The organism is Nostoc sp. NMS8 (genome assembly GCF_017115045.1).
Lineage (GTDB): Bacteria > Cyanobacteriota > Cyanobacteriia > Cyanobacteriales > Nostocaceae > Nostoc.
On the sequence record NZ_JABXKK010000102.1, the window covers coordinates 1 to 21,462 of the forward strand.

General features: G+C 41.5%; 18 protein-coding genes and 1 pseudogene. 10 read left to right on the forward strand and 9 right to left on the reverse strand.

The genetic code is table 11. From position 1 onward, the window contains the following. The 3 genes and pseudogenes from HWQ39_RS26035 to HWQ39_RS26045 all read left to right on the forward strand — a co-directional run. Positions 1–107 (forward strand): annotated as a pseudogene (locus tag HWQ39_RS26035) (photosystem II protein D1); the annotation flags it as partial. 228 nt (positions 108–335) lie between these two features. Further along, on the forward strand, positions 336–845 hold the full coding sequence (locus HWQ39_RS26040; RefSeq protein ID WP_292851606.1) for a hypothetical protein: 510 nt from the start codon (positions 336–338) through the stop codon (positions 843–845). Between the two features lie 49 nt (positions 846–894). Next, the gene (locus HWQ39_RS26045; protein ID WP_292851609.1) at positions 895–1,782 is read left to right on the forward strand and encodes a hypothetical protein; all 888 of its coding nucleotides are present in this window, start codon (positions 895–897) and stop codon (positions 1,780–1,782) included. Positions 1,783–1,839: 57 nt separating this feature from the next. Here HWQ39_RS26045 and HWQ39_RS26050 read toward each other — a convergent pair whose 3' ends face one another. The 3 genes from HWQ39_RS26050 to HWQ39_RS26060 all read right to left on the reverse strand — a co-directional run bounded on the left by HWQ39_RS26050 (position 1,840) and on the right by HWQ39_RS26060 (position 4,873). Further along, positions 1,840–2,562 carry a hypothetical protein gene (locus HWQ39_RS26050; protein ID WP_292851612.1) on the reverse strand — a complete coding sequence of 241 codons (723 nt, stop codon included), beginning with the start codon at positions 2,560–2,562 and terminating at the stop codon, positions 1,840–1,842. A 560-nt stretch (positions 2,563–3,122) separates the two neighbouring features. Continuing rightward, a complete protein-coding gene (locus HWQ39_RS26055; protein WP_292851615.1) occupies positions 3,123–3,980 on the reverse strand; it encodes a 3'(2'),5'-bisphosphate nucleotidase CysQ in 858 nt (285 codons plus the stop codon). Then, complete coding sequence (locus tag HWQ39_RS26060; protein ID WP_292851618.1) at positions 3,980–4,873, reverse strand: sugar kinase; 894 nt, start codon at positions 4,871–4,873, stop codon at positions 3,980–3,982. Before HWQ39_RS26060 ends, HWQ39_RS26055 begins: the two co-directional genes overlap by 1 nt. A 119-nt stretch (positions 4,874–4,992) precedes the next feature. On the opposite strand from HWQ39_RS26060, the gene rsmI reads away from it, so the two are divergent. Then, positions 4,993–5,853, forward strand: coding sequence for a 16S rRNA (cytidine(1402)-2'-O)-methyltransferase (gene rsmI, locus HWQ39_RS26065; RefSeq protein WP_292851621.1), 861 nt, complete (start codon positions 4,993–4,995; stop codon positions 5,851–5,853). A gap of 40 nt (positions 5,854–5,893) precedes the next feature. Here the strand turns inward: rsmI and HWQ39_RS26070 are convergent, their stop codons facing one another. Then, a complete protein-coding gene (locus HWQ39_RS26070) occupies positions 5,894–6,754 on the reverse strand; it encodes a PhnD/SsuA/transferrin family substrate-binding protein (RefSeq protein WP_292851624.1) in 861 nt (286 codons plus the stop codon). Between the two features lie 209 nt (positions 6,755–6,963). On the opposite strand from HWQ39_RS26070, the gene HWQ39_RS26075 reads away from it, so the two are divergent. Next, positions 6,964–7,878, forward strand: a complete 915-nt coding sequence (locus HWQ39_RS26075) for a DUF3365 domain-containing protein (RefSeq protein WP_292851627.1) — start codon at positions 6,964–6,966, stop codon at positions 7,876–7,878. Between the two features lie 38 nt (positions 7,879–7,916). Here the strand turns inward: HWQ39_RS26075 and HWQ39_RS26080 are convergent, their stop codons facing one another. Then, the gene (locus tag HWQ39_RS26080) at positions 7,917–9,272 is read right to left on the reverse strand and encodes a serine/threonine-protein kinase (protein WP_292851629.1); all 1,356 of its coding nucleotides are present in this window, start codon (positions 9,270–9,272) and stop codon (positions 7,917–7,919) included. Positions 9,273–9,411: 139 nt separating this feature from the next. Then, the gene (locus HWQ39_RS26085) at positions 9,412–9,732 is read right to left on the reverse strand and encodes a DUF4278 domain-containing protein (protein WP_292851632.1); all 321 of its coding nucleotides are present in this window, start codon (positions 9,730–9,732) and stop codon (positions 9,412–9,414) included. A 284-nt stretch (positions 9,733–10,016) separates the two neighbouring features. On the opposite strand from HWQ39_RS26085, the gene HWQ39_RS26090 reads away from it, so the two are divergent. Both HWQ39_RS26090 and HWQ39_RS26095 read left to right on the forward strand, forming a co-directional pair. Then, entirely contained in the window at positions 10,017–10,271 is a 255-nt protein-coding gene (locus tag HWQ39_RS26090; protein WP_179066232.1) for a hypothetical protein, read from the forward strand. A 3-nt stretch (positions 10,272–10,274) separates the two neighbouring features. Then, the gene (locus HWQ39_RS26095) at positions 10,275–11,528 is read left to right on the forward strand and encodes a murein transglycosylase A (RefSeq protein WP_292851730.1); all 1,254 of its coding nucleotides are present in this window, start codon (positions 10,275–10,277) and stop codon (positions 11,526–11,528) included. A 119-nt stretch (positions 11,529–11,647) separates the two neighbouring features. On the opposite strand, the gene HWQ39_RS26100 is transcribed toward HWQ39_RS26095, so the two are convergent. Both HWQ39_RS26100 and HWQ39_RS26105 read right to left on the reverse strand, forming a co-directional pair. Then, complete coding sequence (locus tag HWQ39_RS26100) at positions 11,648–12,517, reverse strand: DUF5895 domain-containing protein (protein ID WP_292851635.1); 870 nt, start codon at positions 12,515–12,517, stop codon at positions 11,648–11,650. 248 nt (positions 12,518–12,765) lie between these two features. Further along, positions 12,766–13,464 (reverse strand): haloacid dehalogenase type II, encoded by a 699-nt coding sequence (locus HWQ39_RS26105; RefSeq protein ID WP_292851638.1) that lies wholly within the window; start codon positions 13,462–13,464, stop codon positions 12,766–12,768. Positions 13,465–13,740: 276 nt separating this feature from the next. Here HWQ39_RS26105 and HWQ39_RS26110 point away from each other — a divergent pair, with 276 nt between their 5' ends. The 3 genes from HWQ39_RS26110 to HWQ39_RS26120 all read left to right on the forward strand — a co-directional run bounded on the left by HWQ39_RS26110 (position 13,741) and on the right by HWQ39_RS26120 (position 17,764). Then, the gene (locus HWQ39_RS26110) at positions 13,741–15,495 is read left to right on the forward strand and encodes a ScyA-related TPP-binding enzyme (RefSeq protein WP_292851641.1); all 1,755 of its coding nucleotides are present in this window, start codon (positions 13,741–13,743) and stop codon (positions 15,493–15,495) included. A gap of 13 nt (positions 15,496–15,508) precedes the next feature. Further along, the gene (locus HWQ39_RS26115) at positions 15,509–16,642 is read left to right on the forward strand and encodes a 3-oxoacyl-[acyl-carrier-protein] synthase III C-terminal domain-containing protein (protein WP_292851643.1); all 1,134 of its coding nucleotides are present in this window, start codon (positions 15,509–15,511) and stop codon (positions 16,640–16,642) included. A 153-nt stretch (positions 16,643–16,795) separates the two neighbouring features. Next, positions 16,796–17,764, forward strand: a complete 969-nt coding sequence (locus tag HWQ39_RS26120; RefSeq protein ID WP_292851646.1) for an SGNH/GDSL hydrolase family protein — start codon at positions 16,796–16,798, stop codon at positions 17,762–17,764. Between the two features lie 42 nt (positions 17,765–17,806). Here the strand turns inward: HWQ39_RS26120 and HWQ39_RS26125 are convergent, their stop codons facing one another. Further along, the gene (locus HWQ39_RS26125) at positions 17,807–21,349 is read right to left on the reverse strand and encodes an NB-ARC domain-containing protein (protein ID WP_292851649.1); all 3,543 of its coding nucleotides are present in this window, start codon (positions 21,347–21,349) and stop codon (positions 17,807–17,809) included. Positions 21,350–21,462: the final 113 nt, after the last annotated feature.

Sequence of the window (21,462 nt, forward strand, 5' to 3'; positions counted from 1 at the left end):
TGGGTATGGAAGTAATGCACGAGCGTAACGCTCACAACTTCCCTCTAGATTTGGCTGCTGGTGATGTTGCTCCTGTTGCTCTTACCGCTCCTGCTATCAACGGTTAATTCTGAAGCTTAGCTAAGTTGAAAGACGCTCTCCCGAAAGGGGGGGCGTTTTTGCGTTGGGTTAATTGCTACGTTAAGTCTGACACTGGACACTTTTTTGAAGTGCAAAATTAAACGGCTATAGTTGAGAACTTAGGCAATAATTATCAAAAAGTAAATTTTACGGGTAATAATTGCTAGCAGCGCAGATAATTGCCTCAAAGCTCAACTAATAAGGAGAAGCCAAGAATGATTTTACACCGTGGGCGTAGGGTAGTAGCCGCTTTCTTGCTGTCGGTAATGATACTGACAACGGCCTGTACTCCAAAGACACCTGGACGTTTTGACCAGGTGCAAAAAGAAAGCACTCAACAAAAAAAGGGTCTTGCAGTTGCTAAGAATGCAACTCAGGGTAGCGAATTTAATAAATTTTTCCCTGATGCAGGTGGTGGCTACCAGCGCGTCTATACCCAAGAGAAAAAAGGTTTTTCGGAAGCGAAGTTGAAAAAAGGCGGTAAAGAACTAGCGTTACTGTCTATTTCTGATACCACCAGCACACCTAATGCCGCAGCAAAGTTCTCAAAGAGTACCAAAAAAATTGGTGGGTATCCGGCAATAGAAGTTGGTAAAACGCAAACTGCAATTTTGGTAGGTAAGTACCAAGTAAAAGCACTTTCTCGTGATTCGTCATTTAAAGCTAGCGATCGCGCAGATTGGTTAGAGAAGTTTAATCTTAATGCTCTGGCTAACCTGAAATGAGCCAAATTACTGACATTAAAGATAATAAACCCTAAATAAGGAGATTTTTGTGAGTAAATCGATTGTTGATTTGGTTGATCAATTACCAACCGGCGGCTTGACTGTTTCTCTGTTAAAGTCCCTAGATTTTGTTGCACCTGGTGAGTGGCAAAATACCGTCGGCTTTGTCAACACTATTAAGACTGTCACTGGCGAAGACGACGAAGATTTAATTCAACAAATTGGCGAAAGAGCGATTTATCTATTCAACGACAAATCTCAAGGATACCAAACAGCTTTGTGGTTATATCAAACCGTTGATGCTACAGATAGAGCGCTTGGTGCAGCAGCTTTAGCTAACAAAGTCGGCGAGAAAATTCCTCTGTTGGGTTTTTTAAACTCTGTCACTCCCAAACCCGATAAAGCTCAAACCATCGATCTGACATTAAAATTAGTGGCTGAGTTGGTAGCCTTCTGTCAAATTAACGGCATTCCTGGAGACAGTATTGGAGATTTTGTCGCCTCTTTAGGTGAGTATAGTGGTGAGTCACTGATCCGCATGGTGGCATTAGTTTGCGTTGATGGTTTGATACCTCTGGGCCCCGACTTCATCAGCAAAGCGATATCGGGGCTTAATCAAACAAATCCACAGGAGTTAGAAAAAAACTCGACTTTCCAAAACATCAAAGATGTGATTCCAGGGAATAATTCTGCTGGAAAACTCAACTTTATCGGCGAAAGCTTTGACTCAGTTAAAGGTTGGATGAGTGGGCTAGTTAGCGCCAATAATTTAACACCACAAAAGGTTGTCCACAATTTGCAAAGTTTTGCCGATATTGCTGATGACAAGTTAGATTATCTCGCGGCGTTCCTGGATGTATCAACAAATTATTATGAACACACTGGTACGCAAACTTTAGCGCATCGCTTAATAGAACGGGCGGTAGCTGAGATTTAGGTTGATGGGGACTGGGGACTGGGGAAGAAGGAAATTTTACCCAATACCCAATCCCTATTAAGGTAAACGCAAATCTGCGGCGATCGCATATAAGTAAGGTTGAAAAATAGCCAAGTTTTCCAGTTTCTCAAATTTACCTGTTTGCGTATCTGTGTCAAATGCAGTAGTAATTACGTAAAGTTTAGTCCCATCAAAGGCAACATGACCGATATGTTGCTCTTGTACTCCGCCTTGTTGCTTAAGTCCAGTGAACCCATAGCGGATTCCCTGAAGCTTGCCAATAGGTACTGGTTGGGGTGGATAGGTTGAGAAGGTAATCTCTTTTCCATATTTACCCTGACGATCTTTTGCAAAGGCGGCGTAGTGATCTGCAACCCAAGCTTGGAGTGCTGCTAATACCTGAGTTTGGTATTTGGAACTTTGGTAGTCAACTTGAGAACCAGTTGGAATACCAGCTGCTACAAGTTTCTTTCGGAAATCCTCATTGTTGGCTAGTGGGTAAACGTTAATCTCAACTGTACCCAAACGTTTCCCGCCAGAGGAGATACACAGCAAGGGTGCATTTCCCTCACAAGGAGCAACTTGCCAGTTAGTTGGAGCAGCAGCATTTACTAAGATTTTCTGCCAGATATTTCCCTCATTAGGGTTGGGAAGTTTTGCAACAGCAGGAGGTTTTACCGCTTTGGGTGGGGGAGAAAATTGGGGGAGAACAAATTTTGCTCCCAGAGATATTGACACCAGCAAAATAGAACCTAGTAATAAATGATAAAGTCGTAACATTTTTTTGAAAATCCAGAGCCAAAGATTGCAGACTAACGATATCTACAATACTTCATGGGTATAGAGGAAGAATACATTTATATTGCTGCAAGTTTCGCGCGAAGTTGAAATCTGTTGTAAAGGAGAGGGAAGCTAGAGACAGGATGAAGTTTTGCATCTTATTTAATTCACGTTCATTAGGGACTGACAAATCAAAAAATATTCAATTAGCTCTTGTGGGGTGGGCGACACGAGAGCCATATAAACTGGGCGGGCAGACGCTCACCCTACAATATTGGACAATTTATTTCTTGGAGTTCCCTTAGTAGCGCTGAAAGCAAATACAGCGCTACTATGAACAGTGTTGTTTATCGATATATGCCTAATTACTTGCTTGTACTTTGCCGGAAGTATGGCAATGATGAAGAGATGCTGGTTAAATTTCAAATCGAAGGGCAAACTTGCTTGGACTTTTTAATTGAAGCGAGAACGTAGTGTACTTCGTAGTTCTGGTGACTATACCATGACTAACTGTTTTAAAAGCAAACAAAATTAAAAAATATTCATCTTCAAATATTCCATTAGCTCTGGTCAAACTGCGCTAAAATCTTTTCTGCTTCCTGACATAGCAATTCGTGATATTCACCATTACTAGCCAGTAAGCCTCCCCATTGATTAATATCACCAGTGTTGTACTGCAACGGAGTACCATCGAAGTGAGTAAATTTACCACCAGCTTCCGTTAAAATTAATTCTGGGGCTGCTATATCCCAATCTTTGGGCGCAGACTTACCGGAAAGAGAAATATAGATATCTGCATCTTGCTCGACAATGGTGGCGATTTTACAGCCTACACTACCCACAGATTTATGATTTTGAGAGGGTAAGTTTTGTAATAAGTGATCTAAGCGTTGGTTGCGGTGCGAGCGACTAACAACTAAGGTTAAATCTTCAACTCGTTTGCCTGACGACACTCGTAAAGGAACACATCCATCACGGGTTTCTACAAATGTACCTCTGCCTTTAGTAGCGTAATATAACTTTTGAGTCTCTGGTACTGCCACTACTGCTAATACTGGGCGTGTTTCCTTGACTAAAGCAATGTGAACTGCATAATCCCCGGTTTTTTCGATAAAGTCTCGTGTACCATCCAAAGGGTCAATGATCCATACCCAAGGAGAAAAACGTGTATCAATAGTTGATGATTGATAAGTTTCTTCACTGATATAAGCAAAATCTTCGTTACCTAAAGTTGCTTGTAGACTCTCCAAAATGTATTGACTTACGGCGACATCGGCAACGGTGACAGGCTCATTCTGCTTGTATTGTACTTCTAGGTTCGGGTCTTTTGCAGTGCCGTGATAATACGATCGCAGTATTTCTGCTGCACCCCAACCTACCTCACGAGCGATCGCTAATATTTCTTCTAAATCTTTCATTAATTTGAATCCATCCAGTGCCGTGTACCAAAAAATTTACAAGAATCAGCAGCAATATTAGCTGCTAGTCCTAATGCATTAATAAAACTTTCCCTTAAAATGTAATGACAGAAAGCACCGTGGAAAATATCTCCAGCCCCTAAGGTATCAACCGCTTGAATCTGCGGCACATCTACGATACCAGTTTTAGTGCAACTCAAGTATTCAATTGGGTTTTGTCCGTGGGTAATGGCGATGTGAGGAATGTCAAATCCACTGAGATAAGCAAAAACATCTTCTCTAGTCTGGCAGTTGGGGGGATAAAAATTAGCTGAACAGATGGCATAATCCACAAATGGCAGAATTTGCTCAAATCCAGGCTTCCAACTACCAGCATCAATTACTATTGGAATATTCTTGACTTTAGCCATTTGGACTAGAGCATAACTAACCGCTATCTGATGCCCATCAATCAGTAATATATTGACATTTTGCAAAATATCTGCTGGTATAGATGCGCTGGTAACTTGAGTTTTGACAGCATTGATGGAAATCACAGATCGTTCACCTGTGGCTTGGGTGACAATAATTGAAGATACAGGCAGGGCTAAATCAGTGGTAGGCTCAAGGTCTGCGATCGCAACTTTATAATTTGCCAAATCACCTCGAATTAGCTGCGTCATCGGGTGAGAACCCACTACACCCAAAACTGTAGCTTGATTACCTAAATGGCTGAAAGTCACAGCCGCGTTGGTAGCTGGCCCTCCTGCCGCTACAGTATAGTCAGTAGCAACAATCTTCTGGTTACTCTTAGGGGCAGACTCAGCAAGGTAAATCAAATCCAGGGTTACTAAACCCACAAATAACCCACGATCCGATTTTGGATTTTGAATTTTGGATTTTGGATTATCCATTTCTCATATATGTTCTTAATTATTTTTAACTCTTGTACAGACGCGATAAATCGCGTCTCTCCTGTCTCTCCGGCACAGACGCGATGAATCGCATCTCTACAAACTCCTAACTCTTGCTCATGCAAACCGATCCAAAACCAGGAACACTTTACGTTGTCGGCACACCAATTGGCAACCTGGAAGATATAACCTTTCGGGCGGTGCGAATTTTACAGACTGTGGATATCATTGCGGCGGAAGACACCCGTCACACAGGGAAATTGCTACAGCATTTTCAAGTTAAGACACCCCAGGTAAGTTACCACGAACACAATCGTACTAGCCGCATCCCAGAATTATTAGAGCATTTAGTTAATCATAAAGCGATCGCTCTGGTGAGCGATGCTGGGATGCCAGGTATTTCCGATCCTGGATATGAACTGGTGAAAGCCTGTATTGAGGCGGGAATTCCAGTAGTTCCCATTCCTGGCGCTAGTGCAGCAATTACCGCTTTGAGTGCAGCCGGATTACCAACGGATCGGTTTGCCTTTGAAGGCTTCCTCCCGTCTAAAAGTCAACAGAGACAGGAACATTTAGAATCTCTGCAAACAGAATCTCGCACACTAATTTTCTACGAATCGCCCCACCGCTTGCGAGATACTTTAAAAGACTTAGCAGAGGTTTGGGGAAGCGATCGCCAAATTGTGCTAGGACGGGAGTTAACTAAATTGTATGAAGAATTTTGGCGGGGGACAATTGCTGAGGCGATCGCTCACTACACCCAACGGGAACCCCAAGGTGAATATACATTAGTAGTAGCAGGAATTCCACTCAGTCAGCCCCTACTGACAGAAGAGGAGTTGATAGCCGAATTGAAACAGTTAATTAGTCAGGGAATATCGCGATCGCAAGCTAGTCGTCAGCTAGCAAAAGCTACTTTTCTTCCCCGTCGTCAACTCTATCAACTAGCTCTTTCTATAGTTTTTAGTCCTGAATCTTGAAGAAGAATTCTGACTCCTGAATTCTGTTTTGTTAACTTCCTCAAAATAAACGCACAGGTTTTATTTGCAGCTTAGAACTAATCGAGCTTACCCGATCAACAACAGAAATCATGTATTTGTAATTTGGTACTTGTCCATTGGGTACATACCCCACTTCTTGAGCTAAACCTGAAGGCGAATCACTCATCACTTTGCGGATAAACTCTTGACGGTTAAGTTCTATATTAGGCCCAATCAAGACCACGCCTAATGGTACATAGTGCGGGTCTTTAAATAGTATGCGAAATTCAGTCGGGCCCAACTGCGAACCGTAGAGACTTAATTCCGCCTCCGAAACGGCACAGGCGATCGCTTTTCCTTGAGCAACCAATTCCAGCGCGGCTTTTGGTGTGGGTGCAAATACTATGTCAGCTAGTGTTGTACCATAAAGATTGTAAAGAGGGAAATAATATCCTGTTGCTGAACCTAACTGTCCTAAAGCTACTGTTTGATTTTGTAACTGTTTCAACTCAGTTATCGGATTGTCTTTGCGAACAACGAAGATGGAACGCAAATTACTAATACCTATTAAAGGAAATAGGGGAACATATTGGTAGCGTGCGATCGCGATCGCAGCTAAACCCGGTGGAGCAAATACCAATGACCAAGCACGAGCCTCAAGGCGCTCAACCGCTCTATTTTCATTAAAAACAGGCTCTAGCTGAATATAGGCATTTGTCTTTTCACCTAAATAAGTATTGAATTTAGCATACTGGTTAATTATCTGTTCCCCTCCACCATAGTTAATCACACCAACAGTTAACGTACCTTCAAAGTCTTTGTCTTTTTTTGCTTGGCAGGCAGCAAATGTCAAACCCAGCAGATTAAACAGAAATAAACGACGAGGAAATCGCAAAAACATCACTAATTATGGTTAAGAAAAAGTAACTTGGCTTTCAGGACTAATTTAGATAACTTAGATAAGTTTGACTACTGCCTAAATAGTTTGCATTACAGTCAAAAATAAATATTTATTAATATTTATTTAGATATTGTTGAGATGCTTTCTAACAGGTTTAAATAAATAATTAAAATTAAACAAACTCAATTATCACCTTCATTGTTTAGATTATGTTAAATAAAATTACGTTAAATAACTTAAAAATAGGTGCTAAATTTAACTTACTTTTAATATTAGTTTTCATCATCAGTATTTTGGGAAGTGGCATTGCCTTATCCAGTGTACTTCAAGGGAGAGCGCAAAATGAAGTAACTTCTCAAGCGCAGATTCTCATCCAAATGGTGAACGCAGTTAGAAACTATACACAAAATCGTATAGATCCCCTATTAGAACCTAGACTAGATACTAATCCAACGTTCATGCCTGAAGTAGTACCAACTTTTTCATCTAAAGAGGTTTTTGAGAATTTTCGTAAAAAGCCTGAATTTAAAAACTTTTTTCATAAAGATGCAACACTTAATCCAACTAATTTAGCGGATAAAGCTGATAACTTTGAAACTCAACTTGTCGAACGTTTTCGCAACGAACCCAATACTCTAGAAATTACAGGCTTTCGTAAATTGTCAGAAGGCGAAGTATTTTACATTGCACGACCACTAAAGATTACACAAGAGAAATGCTTGCGATGTCATTCTACACCAGATCAGGCTCCTAAGAGTCAGTTAGTAAATTATGGCTCAGAAAATGGTTTTGGCTGGCAACTCAATCAGATTGTTTCTGCCCAAATAATCTCTGTTCCTTCTCAAGAGATTTTTGCTAATGCCAAACGGACTTGGATATTGATTATGGGACTTTTAATTACGATCTTTGCGATCGTAGTTTTCTTAATTAACTTCTTAATCAAAAAATATGTAATTCAGCGGATTAGAAGAATAGAGAAAATTGCCCAAAAAGTTAGTGTCGGTGATATGACCGCTGATTTTGAAGAAAGCTCTAATGATGAAATTGGCGGATTAGCAGAAGCATTTAATCGAATGAAAGCTAGCTTAAAAATAGCTATGGAAATGCTGAATAATCAAAGCTGATACCATTTTGGATTATGAAAGAGTCATAATTTAAAAAATCAAGAAAGTAAGCGTTGCTCAAATTGCAAAGCTTTTTGAGGTTCGGGAATTTGTGATGCTAAAACTTTCACAAATTCTGCTCGAGAAATGTGCCCAGAAGATTTAACAGCTTTTTGGACTATAAACTTAGCTATTGGGCCAATAAAATTAGCTAATTCTCGCTCGCATTGATGTACAAAACCGTCACTGATTACTTGAGGTTCTTGAATTGGTAAATTATTGGACTTAATTTCAATCTTAGTAGTAAGCTCCTGTAGGAGAGTAGGTTTCTCTAGTAGAAACATTGTTTTCTTCTTAAAATCAATTTGTTGATTTTCTCGAAGATAAAGGGCTAATTGACTAACTAATTCTTCAAAATTGGATGCTGATGCTGCAACTTGTCGTAATAATCTTGAGGCAACAGGGCCAACAAATTCCACAAGAATCGTTTCTAAGCGGTTATAATTTTCCGCAGACAGGATAGAAGCTGACGAATAACCAATTGAGTTTGGTTGAGAAAGTGAAGCTTGAGGCGGTTGTGTAAAAGATGGTGGTTGAAGTGATTTTGCTAGCACCTGTAGAACTTCAGCCGCAGACTGGTAGCGCTGTTTAAAGTGGTGTAGCACCATCTTAGATAGCACAGATGCTAACCCAAAACTGACGTTAGCTTGATGCTGCCAAGAAATTTCTCCTGTATCTGGATCTTCCTCAAAGTTTATCGGATGTACCCCCGTCAGCGATTGAATACCAATAATACCCAAGGAATAAATATCGCTGTTGGGGCGGGGCTTACCTTGGCCCTGTTCTGTAGACATATATCCTGGAGTGCCAATGATAATAGTAGCCCCGGTTTGCCCTGGAATTGTCAGCAGTTGAGTTTGGACTTGTTTAACTGCGCCAAAGTCAATCAGCACTAACTTACCGTCTTGTTGTCGTCTAATTATATTGTCCGGCTTGATATCTCGATGGATAACGTTGTGGCTGTGAATAAATTGCAGAATACCTAGAACCTGTTGGAGCAGTTGAATTACTTGATTTTCTGTCCAAGGTTGATTGGGTAATAGTTCTGCTTTCAAAGTATGCCCTTCAATGAACTCTTGCACCAAGAAAAACTCTTGGTTATCTTCAAAATAGGCTAAAAGCCGAGGAATCTGGTCATGGTTGCCCAGTTGCTCTAGTGTTTCTGCCTCACTGCTAAATAGCCGTCTAGCAGTTTCGAGAAATTCAGGGCTACGAGTGACGGGCTTAAGGTGTTTGACAACGCATTTCGGGAAACCTGGTCGATGGGTATCTTGGGCTATGTAGGTTTGACCGAATCCACCTCCACCTAGAACTTGGACGACTTGGTAACGTCCGTCTAATAATTGTCCTAACATTGTGTCACAAGCCTTAAGTCCTCAAATTAATCTTGGCACAACTACTAGCTTTGGCAAGGTTGGTTGAGACAAAAACTAGGTAATGCTAAAATTTCGAGGTTTGTTGAGGATTTTACTACAATCTCTCGGAGCCATATTACTATTGAAGCTTTAATTCTTTAGAAGTCGGCAGTATCTCAATTTTTGAAGTAGTTACTGGTTGAGAGACTATGCTAACTTCTCCTAGTGAAGTTTTATTTACAAAATAGGTGATTCCCCGAAAGCTCAATTTATAGGTTACGGGTGTTATGGGAAGTTCTGCTGATTTAGTATTTGGATCAACAAAATAGTTAACGCCACGATACATCAGATTATAAGCTGGCCCAATTTGAACAACTGGTTGAAACGGCTGTTGTGTTTTTTTGCTGCCAGTTTTGTTTGGGTCGTATTCGTAGCTCAGACCACGATAGTAAAGTTTCATATTTTTCGCCTCCTGAATAACTCTTGTTCAACAATGCCAATGAATTATCAGAGGTTAATTGAAGAGTTATGCATGAACTAATGTAAACCTACACTTTTTAAGGAACTGGTTAAAGGATTAAGCGTCTAAAGTGAAGAGTTATTGGGCATTGGGCATGGTTATTTTCCTTGTCACCCTGCTCCTCTGCCCCCTTGCTTTCTACCTCCCGTATGCTTACCCTTTTCATTCGGGGGTTACGTGGTTAACAATGGGTTGAATGTTTTTTAAATAAAAAATTCAACCTTATGGCTAGAACTGCAAATGAATATGCCGTATTCCTCCTACTGGAAAGCGGCCACCGGGAAGAAGTACGTTTTCCGACTATTCAAGAGTTTCAGAAATGGTATAGTGGCGAACTTGTGCCAAAATCTGCTTCTAATGACTTTATTAGCGTGCCGATTAAAAATATTCAAGGGGAATATATGGTAATACGCCCTTCTCGGATCGTGGCAATCCGGGTAGAACCCGTTTTTAGTTCCAGTGTTGAAAGATTCAACTAAATGATGAAAAAAACCCTTGCTTTCCTTTCCTTGAGTCTGGGAATTGCCCTTGTAAATCCTCTCTGGTCGGCTGTTGCTCAGGTTCCTAACTTACTGCCATTGCCAATACCGACTACTCCCGATTTTTCGCCTATACCAATCATTCCTGAAGTAACGCCGCCCCTAAAACCAATTGCTATCGGCAGCAATTGTACGCTGCGGCAGACTTGCTTGGGCTGGGATGAGCAACTTTGGGGTCAAAGAGGTAAAACAGGCGATCGCAATGCGTTGTTGGCTTCTATTGACAACAGTTTGCTTTACCTAACAAAAGGTGAGGCGATCGCAGCATATCAAAATTATCCAGTTAAGGAAATTACCCTCGATCGCGTCCGTCGGAGTTTGGTACGCTTCCGTCAACTGGTTGTCAGTTCTAAGTCAGCAGCGCAATTACAAGCGGCTGTCCGCCGTGAGTTTGTCTTCTACCAGTCTGTGGGTAACGATGGCAAGGGTACTGTTAAGTTCACCGCTTACTACGAACCTGTTTATACTGCTAGCCGCGTCAGGACTGCAATATATAAATATCCTCTTTATCGTCTACCACCTGATTTCAGCCAATGGTCTAAACCTCACCCAAAACGAATTGATTTGGAAGGAAAGGACGGTTTACAAGGGAATAAGAGCAAATTGCACGGTTTAGAACTGCTATGGTTCCGCGATCGCCTAGACGCATACATGGTACATATCCAAGGTTCTGCCCAAATTAAATTAACTAATGGCAAAACAACATCAGTTGGCTATGCAGGTGGAACTGATTACCCTTGGACTAGTATCGGCAAAGAAATAGCCAAAGATGGCAAACTTCCACTAAATGGATTGACGTTACCACGTATGGTTGCTTTTTTCCGGGCAAAGCCGCAGGAGTTGAGCAATTATCTACCACGTTGGGAACGATTTATTTTCTTCCAAGAAACTTCTGGTAGGGCAGCTACAGGCAGTATTCATGTGCCAGTGACAGCAGAACGTTCAATTGCTACAGATAAGTCTCTCATGCCACCGGGAGCGCTAGCGTTGATTTACAACTCATTTCCCTATCCTGCTGGACTTGGCAAACTAGAGAATCGTACCGTCAGCCGCTTTGTGCTTGACCAAGATACAGGAAGCGCCATCAAAGGCCCGGGACGGGTGGATTATTTCATCGGGTCTGGTAAACTAGCAGGCGATCGCGCTGGCATTACAGGCGGCAATGGTTCACTATATTATTTGCTGCTCAAGGAATAGGTATGGGGCATTGAAAAGAGGCAGAGGGGCAGGGAGCGGGGAGCAGAGGGGAAAGAGGTATATTATTATTCTCCCCCTTTCCCCCTGCCCCCTGCTCCCTTGCTTCTTCCCAGCCTTATCTAATACGGTGGATAAGCGAAATCATCTTCATCAGCATAAACGTAAGAGTTGGAAACTCCTGCCATTGCCAATTTAGGCGTTTCTGATTTGACAGGTTCCTTACCAAAATCTTTGTATTCTTCAAAAGTCTTACAAATCATTGCAGACTCAAGAGCATCAGAAGCAATTAAATATTGCGTTAAAGTCCCCACTGTGGGATGTTTGTAGTCTACAGTTGAGGCTACCAAAACTGTATTTGGTTCAATACCTCTTTCTTCACACTCAATGATGGGGCAAAAAATTCCGTGAGCATGGAACAAAGGCCCCTTTGGTGCTAAAGGTTGTTTACGGTGGACTGCATAAGCTCTTTCTAGTTCAGCAACAAATCCATTAACTACTTTGCCTTGTTGATATTCGCAATAGGTTTTGCTGAAACTTGCTCCGGCAGCACCATTAAGAGTTAGTTGTAGTGGTGATTCATGTAAAAACTTTTTATTCTCACCCACTATAAAAATTAAATAACGAGTAAAGGTTTTAAATTTAAGTTTGTCGGCTAAAAAAGCATCATAATTCTCTTTGAGCGTACCTAGTTTTAGACCACTTTCCCGGTCTTTGACAGATAATGGCCCCCGACGCACTATAACCAGGCGTGGAGTAGGGGTAATAAATACCGTTTCGACTCCAGAAGTAAATTCATGCTCCACTTGCTGCCAATTCTCATCTGGCACAAAGCCAACAGCATTAGCATTATCTAGCTTAATCGCCAAACCGTGGGATTGTATGCCATCTGTGCCATACCGAGGATTAATCATCTGACACCAGGGAAGGACTTGAGAAGGCGGTGCATTGAATTTCTCGTCTTCAAAGTCGAAATTAGCAGATGCTTTCATCGTTTTAGGCTATCAAAGTGTTTTATTGAACAAGTTTATCGGCAGAGTGCTGATCTGGGGAACCAGAAGCAGAGCGTTGGTACGATCTTCACTCGTTCCTGACGCGTTGCAGGAGGAAGATACCGTCAAATTAGTGTGGTAGTTTTTCTAGATTAAGACAGAACCAATCTATGTTGCAATCCCCGTTTCCTTTGTAACGACAGATCATCATCGAAGCAGTGGTGGTACTCAGCACTTATGACTCAGTATTATTTTGGAGAAACCAAAGCGGCAAGAGTCTTTAAATCAGGTACTTCTAAGTCAGGTTGACTTACTGCTGATCTTGTGATGCCAACTATATTTTGGTCTGCTCTACGGTTTACCCAGACTGTTGATATTCCTAGAGATTTGGCTGTAACGATATCATGATATAAACTAGCAGCAACGTGTAATATCTGCTCTAACGGCAAATTAATTCTTTCAATGGCAAATCTGAAATTATTTAACGAGGGTTTGTAGCTTTTTACCTGTTCTGCTGTAATTATCCGATCGAATTCCACTTCCAAGTGCTTTGCTGAAAAAGCAAAGAGATCGTCATTAACATTTGAGATAATAACCAGCTTAATTTTTTGCTTTAAAGCTCTAAGTGCCTCAACAGTATCAGGGAAAGGTAGCCAATGCTGAATCGAATCAGCAAGTGAATTTAGTTCGTCAGCAGTTGGCTCAAAGCCAAATCTTTCACCAAATTTCTGGACTATTCTCTTCAAAACTTCTCGATATTTGATATATTCCCCTTTTTCTAGTTCTGCTTCAAATTCCGCAAAAATTTCCAGAATTTGTTCGTTATCCAAATTAGTGTTGTATACCCGCAGAAGTGGCTTTAGCGCGCCTAAAATGCCGTTTTCCCAATCAATCAGGGTTCCGTAACAATCGAAAGTTAAAGCCTTATACTGATTGAAGTTTATCACCTTTTTATACTCCCAAATTTGATGAGTTGTGCTCAGTTTTCATAAACTACGATCGCTGCGCCGCATCCGCCATTATTAAAGTCTCTAAATATTTCTTCTATAGGTTCTTAACTGCTCAAAGATTGTCAAGGGAGCGTTTTTTACCCCTTATCACCTGCGCTAAAGAGCAATCATAACCAGTGTTCTATAGGTATTATCTAAAAAATTGATATTGTTAAGTTTAGTGTATGGGATAATATAACTTCACAAAGGAAATTATACCTAAGTATAGTTTGTATGGATGTTAAATCTCAGGATACACAAACGAATACCACTGAACAATTAAACTCAACTAAACTGCTATTTGATAGCAAGCCATCTGTAAGTTTTTCGGTAGCAGAGGCAGTGGTAAAAATCCTGGGAGATATGGGGGTGCAGTATGCCTTTGGTGTATCGGGAGGTGCGATCGCTCCAGTGTGGGCTGCCTTACACCAAAGTCCCATGCAGGTGTTACACTTTCGCCACGAAGCTGGAGCAGCTTTTGCAGCTATTGAGGCGTATTTTGCTAGCGATCGCCCAGTTATGGTATTCACGACTACAGGGCCGGGGATCACCAACGCTTTGACGGGCTTATTAGCTGCCCGTTGGGAGGGTGCTAAGGTGATTCTTGTGTCAGCCTCAACTCCAGCATCACAGCGGGGACGTTGGGCTATCCAGGAAACTAGTACATATACTATGCCCAGTGCAGGTATTTTTACTTCGGGGCAAATATTCGATTACGCGACGACTCTCGAATGTAGCAATGAACTTCCAGAGATTTCTCAAAGACTGGCTCTGGGATTGGCACAACCAGGAGGATTCATCGCCCATCTCAGTATCCCGACAAATATCCAGACAAGTTTACTAAAAACTTCGTTGCTACGAGTAACTTTATCTCGTGCGATCGCAACAGTAAGTGAAGAAACAATCGCAGAATGTGTCCGTTTACTCTCTGAAGGCCCTTTTGCCATCTGGGTCGGTTTCGGAGCCAGGAGTGCAGCCAAAGAGATTCGCCAACTTGCCGAGAAAACGGGGGCTGCTGTCATCTGTTCACCACGAGGTAAGGGCATCTTTCCCGAAGACCATCCTCAGTTTGTTGGTGTCACTGGCTTTGGTGGACATCAGTCAGTTTTAAAGTATATGCAGGAGCAACGTCCAAGACGCGTGCTAGTTTTAGGAACACGCCTTGGTGAATTTACCTCCTTTTGGAATCCGACAATGATTCCCTGGCAAGGCTTTCTGCATGTTGACATCGACCCAGAAATACCGGGAACTGCATATCCATCTGCCGAGACTTTCGCTATCCAGTCCGACGTGAAAATCTTCTTGAAGAACCTGTTGAAGAACTTCAGAGAAAATATCGATCCCTCAAGAATAATGCTGCCTCGATTTCAACGCGATGTCATTAAGCCACGCATGACCGGTTTAGTGCGACCAGAACTGCTGATGAATATGATTCAACAAGTGATTGTTGATGGAAGCGATGCAGTAGTAATGGCAGAGTCAGGTAACTCATTTGCTTGGGTAATTCATCTACTGCGATTTACCAGACCAAATCGTTATCGGATTAGCAACGGATTTGGTTCTATGGGGCATTTTGTCACAGGCGTAGTGGGTGCTGCTTTAGCTCAAAATGGTAAGGCTGTTGCCATTGTCGGAGATGGTGCCATGCTGATGAACAGTGAAGTAAACACAGCTGTAAAATATCAAGTTCCTGCCGTCTGGATTGTACTCAATGATGGACGCTACAACATTTGCCAACAGGGAATGGCGTATCTAGGGTTCAGTGAAGCGGATGCAACGATTCCGCAGGCGGATTTCGTCAAAATTGCTCAGGGAATGGGAGCAGAAGGTATTCGGGTGGAAAGGGAGTCTGATGTTCAGATAGCACTAGAAAAAGCGATCGCCGCAAAGGGGCCATTTGTGGTTGACGTAATCATTGACCCTACCCAGATCCCACCATCTGAGAGTCGCAATCAGAGTTTGATGTCACAAGTCGCGACAAATTATTAAAAGCTAATCATATATGATTTATTCTTCAGTAGGTATTCGCTCACTTGCTTTGAGTCTTCCCAGTATCAAACGCACAAATGACTATTACATAGAAAAATACCCTGAGCTAGTTGCTTTAGCTGAACAAAAAAGCTTTGCAAGATTCTTTTCGCTCACTGATACCCCCAGTAACGAGTTTGATCGGGAGATGTTACCTTACCTGTCAGATCCCTTTCGCGGTACTACTGAGCGATGGGTACTTGGATCTGGTGAATCTTCCCTGACACTAGAGTATCGGGCTGCGATCGATGCCCTCAATGCGGCAAAGCTTTCTCTTGAAGACGTTGAACTTATAATTGTTGCCTCAGTGTGGCCGGAACAAATTGGATTTGGCAATGCCGCTTTCCTTGCCCGCCAACTAGGTTTTCAGGGCGCTGCCTGGAATATTGATGCAACTTGTGGAAGTACTCCGGTTGCTCTTCAAACTGCCTGTGCTTTGGTAAAAGCAGGAGAATATCGCAATGTGCTAGTAGTGATTTCCTGTACGTACTCCCGCTTTTTTGACGATGATGATACATTCCGGTGGTTTACTAGTGATGGTGCTGGGGCTTTTGTTGTTGGTTCACTAGAGCCTAATCAGGGTATCCTTGGCACAAAGACCGTTCATACTGGTGCATTGTGTGAAGTTCTCTTTGCTGAACTCACACAAGACGAGCAAAAAAATCCGCAAATCCGTATGCAAACGGGTAAGGGCGCAAAAGCTTTAGGTCAAACGGCAGCAGAGTTTCTTCGTCAATGTTGTGAGGGTGCTGTTGCTGCTGCTGGTGTAACCCTCGAACAAATAGACTTTTTTCTTTTTAATACACCTACGGCTTGGATAGCAAGCTTCTGCACGCACATACTGGGTATTGACCCAAAGCGTACAATCAACCTTTACCCTCAATACGCAAATATTGGCCCAGTACTCACTGTGGCCAACTTGTATCATGCTGCACAGTTGGGCAAGATTCGTGAAAACGATCTGGTTCTCATTTATGGTTCTGGGGCAGTAGGTGTTGCCTCTGCAAATGTGATGCGCTGGGGAAATGTAGCGCTGGGTTCTGATCCCCTGAATAAAAATGACTCGACAGTAGAAGCTGCTAAAAATAAGAGCTTTCTTTCTTGTTAAAATTCTCTATTAAAGCCCAATACGCTTGGGTTAAGGGCTACTGGCAAAAAGTTTGGGTTTTTTAGACGCGATGAATCGTCGTCAAGACAAGTGTTTTGGGGTTATCTGAACTGTATTGTATTAAAGCCTAGAAAGCATCTTTAAAAGATAAAAATGAAAAAACAAATTTTAGCAACAGGAATTTTTTTATCTATCTTATTTCCGTTTAAAGTCTCGGCACAAAATTATAGTGATATTTATGTCTTCGGGGACAGCTTCTCTGATACAGGTAATGTCTTTAATGCCACGAATGGAGCTATTCCCCCAAGTCCCACCTACTTTAATGGACGTTTTTCCAACGGCCCAGTCTGGGTAGAATATCTCGCATCTGATTTAGGGTTAAGTTACAATCCCAAAACTAACTTTGCTTTTGGTGGCGCGACTACGGGAGATCAAAACATTGGACTAGCTAGTTTACCTGGATTACAACAACAGATCAACAGCTTTACGTCAGCAAATCAATTTGCCAACCCAAATGCCCTTTACATTATTTGGGCTGGTACTAATGATTATATTAATTACTTTTTCGGTACAGTTCCCAACCCTACCCAGGCGATCACAAATATATCAGAGGCAGTAAAATCGCTAGCTGATGTGGGTGCTAGAGATATTATGGTAGTTAATTTACCAAGCCTAGACAGGTTTCCAGTTACAGGTGGCAATACTCAAATTTCCAGCTTATTTAGCACTTTTACATCTGCCCATAACTCCGGCTTGGCCAACAATCTTAACTTTTTGAACCAGCAACTCAGCCCCGATATAAATATTATTCCTCTTGATGTTAATTCTCTATTCAATAGAATCATTGCCCATCCAGCAGAATTCGGATTCACGAATGTGATTGACTCTTGTGTTGGAGATTTGTCAGTGATACCTATAAATATTTCCACACAGCCAGTTACCTGTACTCCAGATAAATTTTTATTCTGGGATCAAATTCATCCAACAACAACTACTCATAAGCTAATTGGAGACTTAGCATTTTCAGTACTAAATAAATCGTCTGTACCTGAACCTTCTGTTCTATTGGGGTTATTGGCATTAGGTACTTTAAGTGCAATTTCGTCAATAAGATATAGATAGCAATTTAGAAAACACCATTTCAGACTGCTACTTCATTTTTATTCATAATTCAATAGCTCCTAAAATTTTTAGCGTAGATTTCTGAGCTTCAGTCAAACCGAATATACCAGTAATATTCATGCCCTCATAGGGACTTTCGCTTTTGAGAGTTTGCAAGCATTTAGCTGTTTTGATATCCCAAAGCTTAATAGTCTCATCTTCACTACAACTGGCTACAATTTGACCATTGTAACTAGAAACAACTGACCAGACCCACCTAGTATGTCCTTGTAAAGTTCTAAGGCATTCACCTGTGCTGACATCCCACAGCTTTACTGTTTGATCGCCACTGCTACTAGCAAGCATTTCCCCATCTGGACTAAAGGCAACTGAGTATATGCAGTTGGTATGTCCTTGTAAAGTTTTAAGACATTCACCTGTGCTAACATCCCACAGCTTGATCGTTTGGTCTCCACTACCACTAGCAACTATGCGACCATTTAGACCGAAAGCAACTGCCCAAACCCAGTCAGTATGACCCTCAAAAGTTTTGAAGCATTGACCAGTGTTGACATCCCACAGCTTTATTGTTTGGTCATGACAACCACTAGCTAGAACACCACTGTTAGAACTAAAGGAAATAGACCATATTCTACCACTATGACCCTGGAGAGTTTTGAGGCATTGACCAGTGCCGACATCCCACAACTTCACAGTTTGGTCATCACTGCCACTTGCAAGAATATGGCCATCGGGACTGAAGGCAACTGATGTAATTCTGTTACTATGCTCTTGCAAAATTTTGAGACATTTACCAGCGATCGCATCCCATAATCTTACAGTTTGATCCTCACTGCCACTTGCAATAATATGATTATCAGGATTAAATGCAACTGATGTAACCCGATTACTATGTCCTCGCAGAGTTTTGATACACTGACCAGTAGTAGTATCCCAGAGCTTCACTGTTTGGTCATTACTGCCACTAACAAGAATCTTACCGTCCAGATTGAAAGCGACTGACCACACGCCATTGTTATAACCCTGTAAAGTTTTAATGCAACGACCACTGTTAATATCCCATAGCTTAACTGTGTGGTCATCACTGCTACTAGCAAGAATATTACCATCTGGACTAAAGCTTACTGACCATATCCGATTACTATGTCCCCGTAGAGTTTTAAGGCATTTACCACTGCTAATATCCCACAGCTTTATTGTGCGATCGTCACTGCCACTAGCAAATATTTGACCATCTGAGCTAAAGGCAACTGAGTTTATTAAATTCGTGTGTTCTTGCAAGGTTTGAAGACATTTGCCAGTGCTAACATCCCACACTTTTATAGTTTGGTCATGACAACCACTGATTATAATGTGACTATTAGGACTGAAAGCAATTGAATATACCTGACGCGTGTGTTCTTGCAATGTTTGCAGGCATTGTCCAGTGCTAACATCCCAAACCTTTATCGTTTGGTCTTCACTGCTAGAAGCAAGCAACTGACTATCTACGCTAAAGGCGACTGACTGAATTCCACCAGTATGACCTTGCAGCGTCCGCAGGCAGCTTTGAATGTTGATATCCCATAGCTTTATTGTTTGGTCTTCACTGCCACTGACTAATATTCTACTATCCGCACTAAAGGCGACCGATTTAACTCCAGCATTATGACCCTGCAAAGTTTTAAGACATTGACCAGTGCTGGTATCCCATAGCTTCACTGTTTGGTCGTTGCTACCACTGGCAAGAATTTGACCATCGTGACTAAAAGCAACCGACCAAACCCAACCAGTATGACCTTCACAAGTGAGAAGTTGTTGACCATCGACAACATCATACAAGCGAATTTCTCCATTGGTATCACCCGTAGCTAAAAGCTTTCCACTAGGGCTAAAGGTTACTGAAAAAACACCACCGAAGGTTTCTACAAAAACAGACTTAGCTAAATTTGCGTGTGCAAAATTTACGTTGTGCAAATTTATATTCCGCATGTCTGCTTGTAAAACAGTTAAATTAGAAAAATCATAGTTACTTAGATCGGTCTGCATCTGACAAAGCAGATTGAAAATATTGCCCCCTGTATACCCTGGTTCTAGTGGCGATGTTTCTCTTAAATTTATTAAAATTTGAGTTAAGTGATTTTCGATATTTCTTTTGCTTCTTAAAGCAGTAATCAGCCCATTTATAACTGGTTTGATTATGAGACGAACTTGAGTATCTTTAACATAGTCTTTACCTGTTGCCTTCATCAGAGCATGACGCCTGAATAAATCAATATTCTGAGTGACAATCTCTCCATATAGTTCTTCTATCAAGCGATTAGTAACATACTCCATAACCACAGGCTGGAGCGTAAAAAGCGATCCAGTTTTTTCTGTGAGTATAGGCGTAGTCTTCTCGATTAGCGATCGCCTTCCTAAAGATTCTACAGCCTCTAGTAATTTAGCCTGGGGTATTGGTGATATAATGTCCTCTCGCAATTCTGACAGTGTAATTGACTCTCGATTAATCGCTAGCCAGTACATTATGTCCTTTTCTAAATCTGACAAACGCTCAAATTGCTGCTCTAAAATATCGCGAATTTCGCCAAAAACAGCCGTCTCTTGCTGCAAAAAGTCTGTCATATTACCATCAAAGATATCTTTAATGGTTGTAGCAACTATCTTTAGGGCTAATGGATTGCCTGCATAACGTTCAATTATGACTTTCCATTCATCCTCTGCTGCCGATAGCCCTTTGAGTTTTAAGATTTCTTGTCCTTCTGCTACCTTTAAGCCACTCAGTAGTAGTGAGCGAACAGGTAGTGCTTGTCCTTCTAGCAATGCTACTTCTTTAGGTTTTTCACGACTAGTGAGCATTAAGCAGCTTTGATGAGTTGCTTCTCCTACGCGTCTTAAAAGCTCACCATATTCCTCATATCCTTCAGGGTAAAGTCCGGCGCGGCTACCACTGCGGAGAATTGACTCTGCATTATCAAGGATCACTAAACAGCGATGATTTTGTAGATAATAGAGTATTCGTGATACGCGATCGCTAAAGCTTTCTGGTAAATTACCTTCTGTTTCCTGCTCGTCAGATAGAAATTGGATTAGATTACCTAGAATAATTTTAACAGGTGGAGCTTCTCGTAGCGATCGCCAAATCACATACTCAAAGTTGTCCTGAATCTGTTGAGCAAGCTTTACAGACAATGCCGTTTTCCCCATGCCTCCTATTCCCAAGAGTGCGACCAATTGACACTGTTCATTGAGAATCCACTCTTCTAACGTAGTAAGTTCTTCTCTACGTCCATAAAAAACTGAGTTAAATATGGCTTCTCCCCAATCTAGACGAGTATTTGAGCTTAAATAGTCACTTTTATCTATTTTTAATTGAAAAGCTGAAAACAGCTTTTCAATAGTCTGTTTATCAACTCCTCCTTCCCGATTCAATACTTTCGAGATGGTAGCGGAATATAATCCAGAGCGTACACTGATATCTTCTAGAGTGTACCTGTTTCCAAAATTTTCTTTTGCTTCTGACTGATGCTTTGCCTCCTTAATTTTTTGTAACCCCTTAGTAGTAAGTGCAACGCCACGCTTACGTCTCCAATTTTTTAAAGTCATGTATTAACTCACTGTTCGCCTAATCACCTTTAATTAAAAGGAATTATCTAATCTAATAGGTTGCTATAGATATGAGTTCAGGAGTGCCTCGGCTTAAAGTAACCCCATAGATT

What these genes read in the sequence shown, in the direction of transcription:
- HWQ39_RS26040 (WP_292851606.1), top strand. Translation starts at nt 336, where the DNA reads ATGATTTTACACCGTGGGCGTAGGGTAGTAGCCGCTTTCTTGCTGTCG.
- HWQ39_RS26050 (WP_292851612.1), bottom strand. Translation starts at nt 2,562, where the DNA reads ATGTTACGACTTTATCATTTATTACTAGGTTCTATTTTGCTGGTGTCA.
- HWQ39_RS26055 (WP_292851615.1), bottom strand. Translation starts at nt 3,980, where the DNA reads ATGAAAGATTTAGAAGAAATATTAGCGATCGCTCGTGAGGTAGGTTGG.
- HWQ39_RS26060 (WP_292851618.1), bottom strand. Translation starts at nt 4,873, where the DNA reads ATGGATAATCCAAAATCCAAAATTCAAAATCCAAAATCGGATCGTGGG.
- rsmI (WP_292851621.1), top strand. Translation starts at nt 4,993, where the DNA reads ATGCAAACCGATCCAAAACCAGGAACACTTTACGTTGTCGGCACACCA.
- HWQ39_RS26070 (WP_292851624.1), bottom strand. Translation starts at nt 6,754, where the DNA reads ATGTTTTTGCGATTTCCTCGTCGTTTATTTCTGTTTAATCTGCTGGGT.
- HWQ39_RS26075 (WP_292851627.1), top strand. Translation starts at nt 6,964, where the DNA reads ATGTTAAATAAAATTACGTTAAATAACTTAAAAATAGGTGCTAAATTT.
- HWQ39_RS26080 (WP_292851629.1), bottom strand. Translation starts at nt 9,272, where the DNA reads ATGTTAGGACAATTATTAGACGGACGTTACCAAGTCGTCCAAGTTCTA.
- HWQ39_RS26085 (WP_292851632.1), bottom strand. Translation starts at nt 9,732, where the DNA reads ATGAAACTTTACTATCGTGGTCTGAGCTACGAATACGACCCAAACAAA.
- HWQ39_RS26090 (WP_179066232.1), top strand. Translation starts at nt 10,017, where the DNA reads ATGGCTAGAACTGCAAATGAATATGCCGTATTCCTCCTACTGGAAAGC.
- HWQ39_RS26095 (WP_292851730.1), top strand. Translation starts at nt 10,275, where the DNA reads ATGAAAAAAACCCTTGCTTTCCTTTCCTTGAGTCTGGGAATTGCCCTT.
- HWQ39_RS26100 (WP_292851635.1), bottom strand. Translation starts at nt 12,517, where the DNA reads ATGAAAGCATCTGCTAATTTCGACTTTGAAGACGAGAAATTCAATGCA.
- HWQ39_RS26110 (WP_292851641.1), top strand. Translation starts at nt 13,741, where the DNA reads ATGGATGTTAAATCTCAGGATACACAAACGAATACCACTGAACAATTA.
- HWQ39_RS26115 (WP_292851643.1), top strand. Translation starts at nt 15,509, where the DNA reads ATGATTTATTCTTCAGTAGGTATTCGCTCACTTGCTTTGAGTCTTCCC.
- HWQ39_RS26120 (WP_292851646.1), top strand. Translation starts at nt 16,796, where the DNA reads ATGAAAAAACAAATTTTAGCAACAGGAATTTTTTTATCTATCTTATTT.
- HWQ39_RS26125 (WP_292851649.1), bottom strand. Translation starts at nt 21,349, where the DNA reads ATGACTTTAAAAAATTGGAGACGTAAGCGTGGCGTTGCACTTACTACT.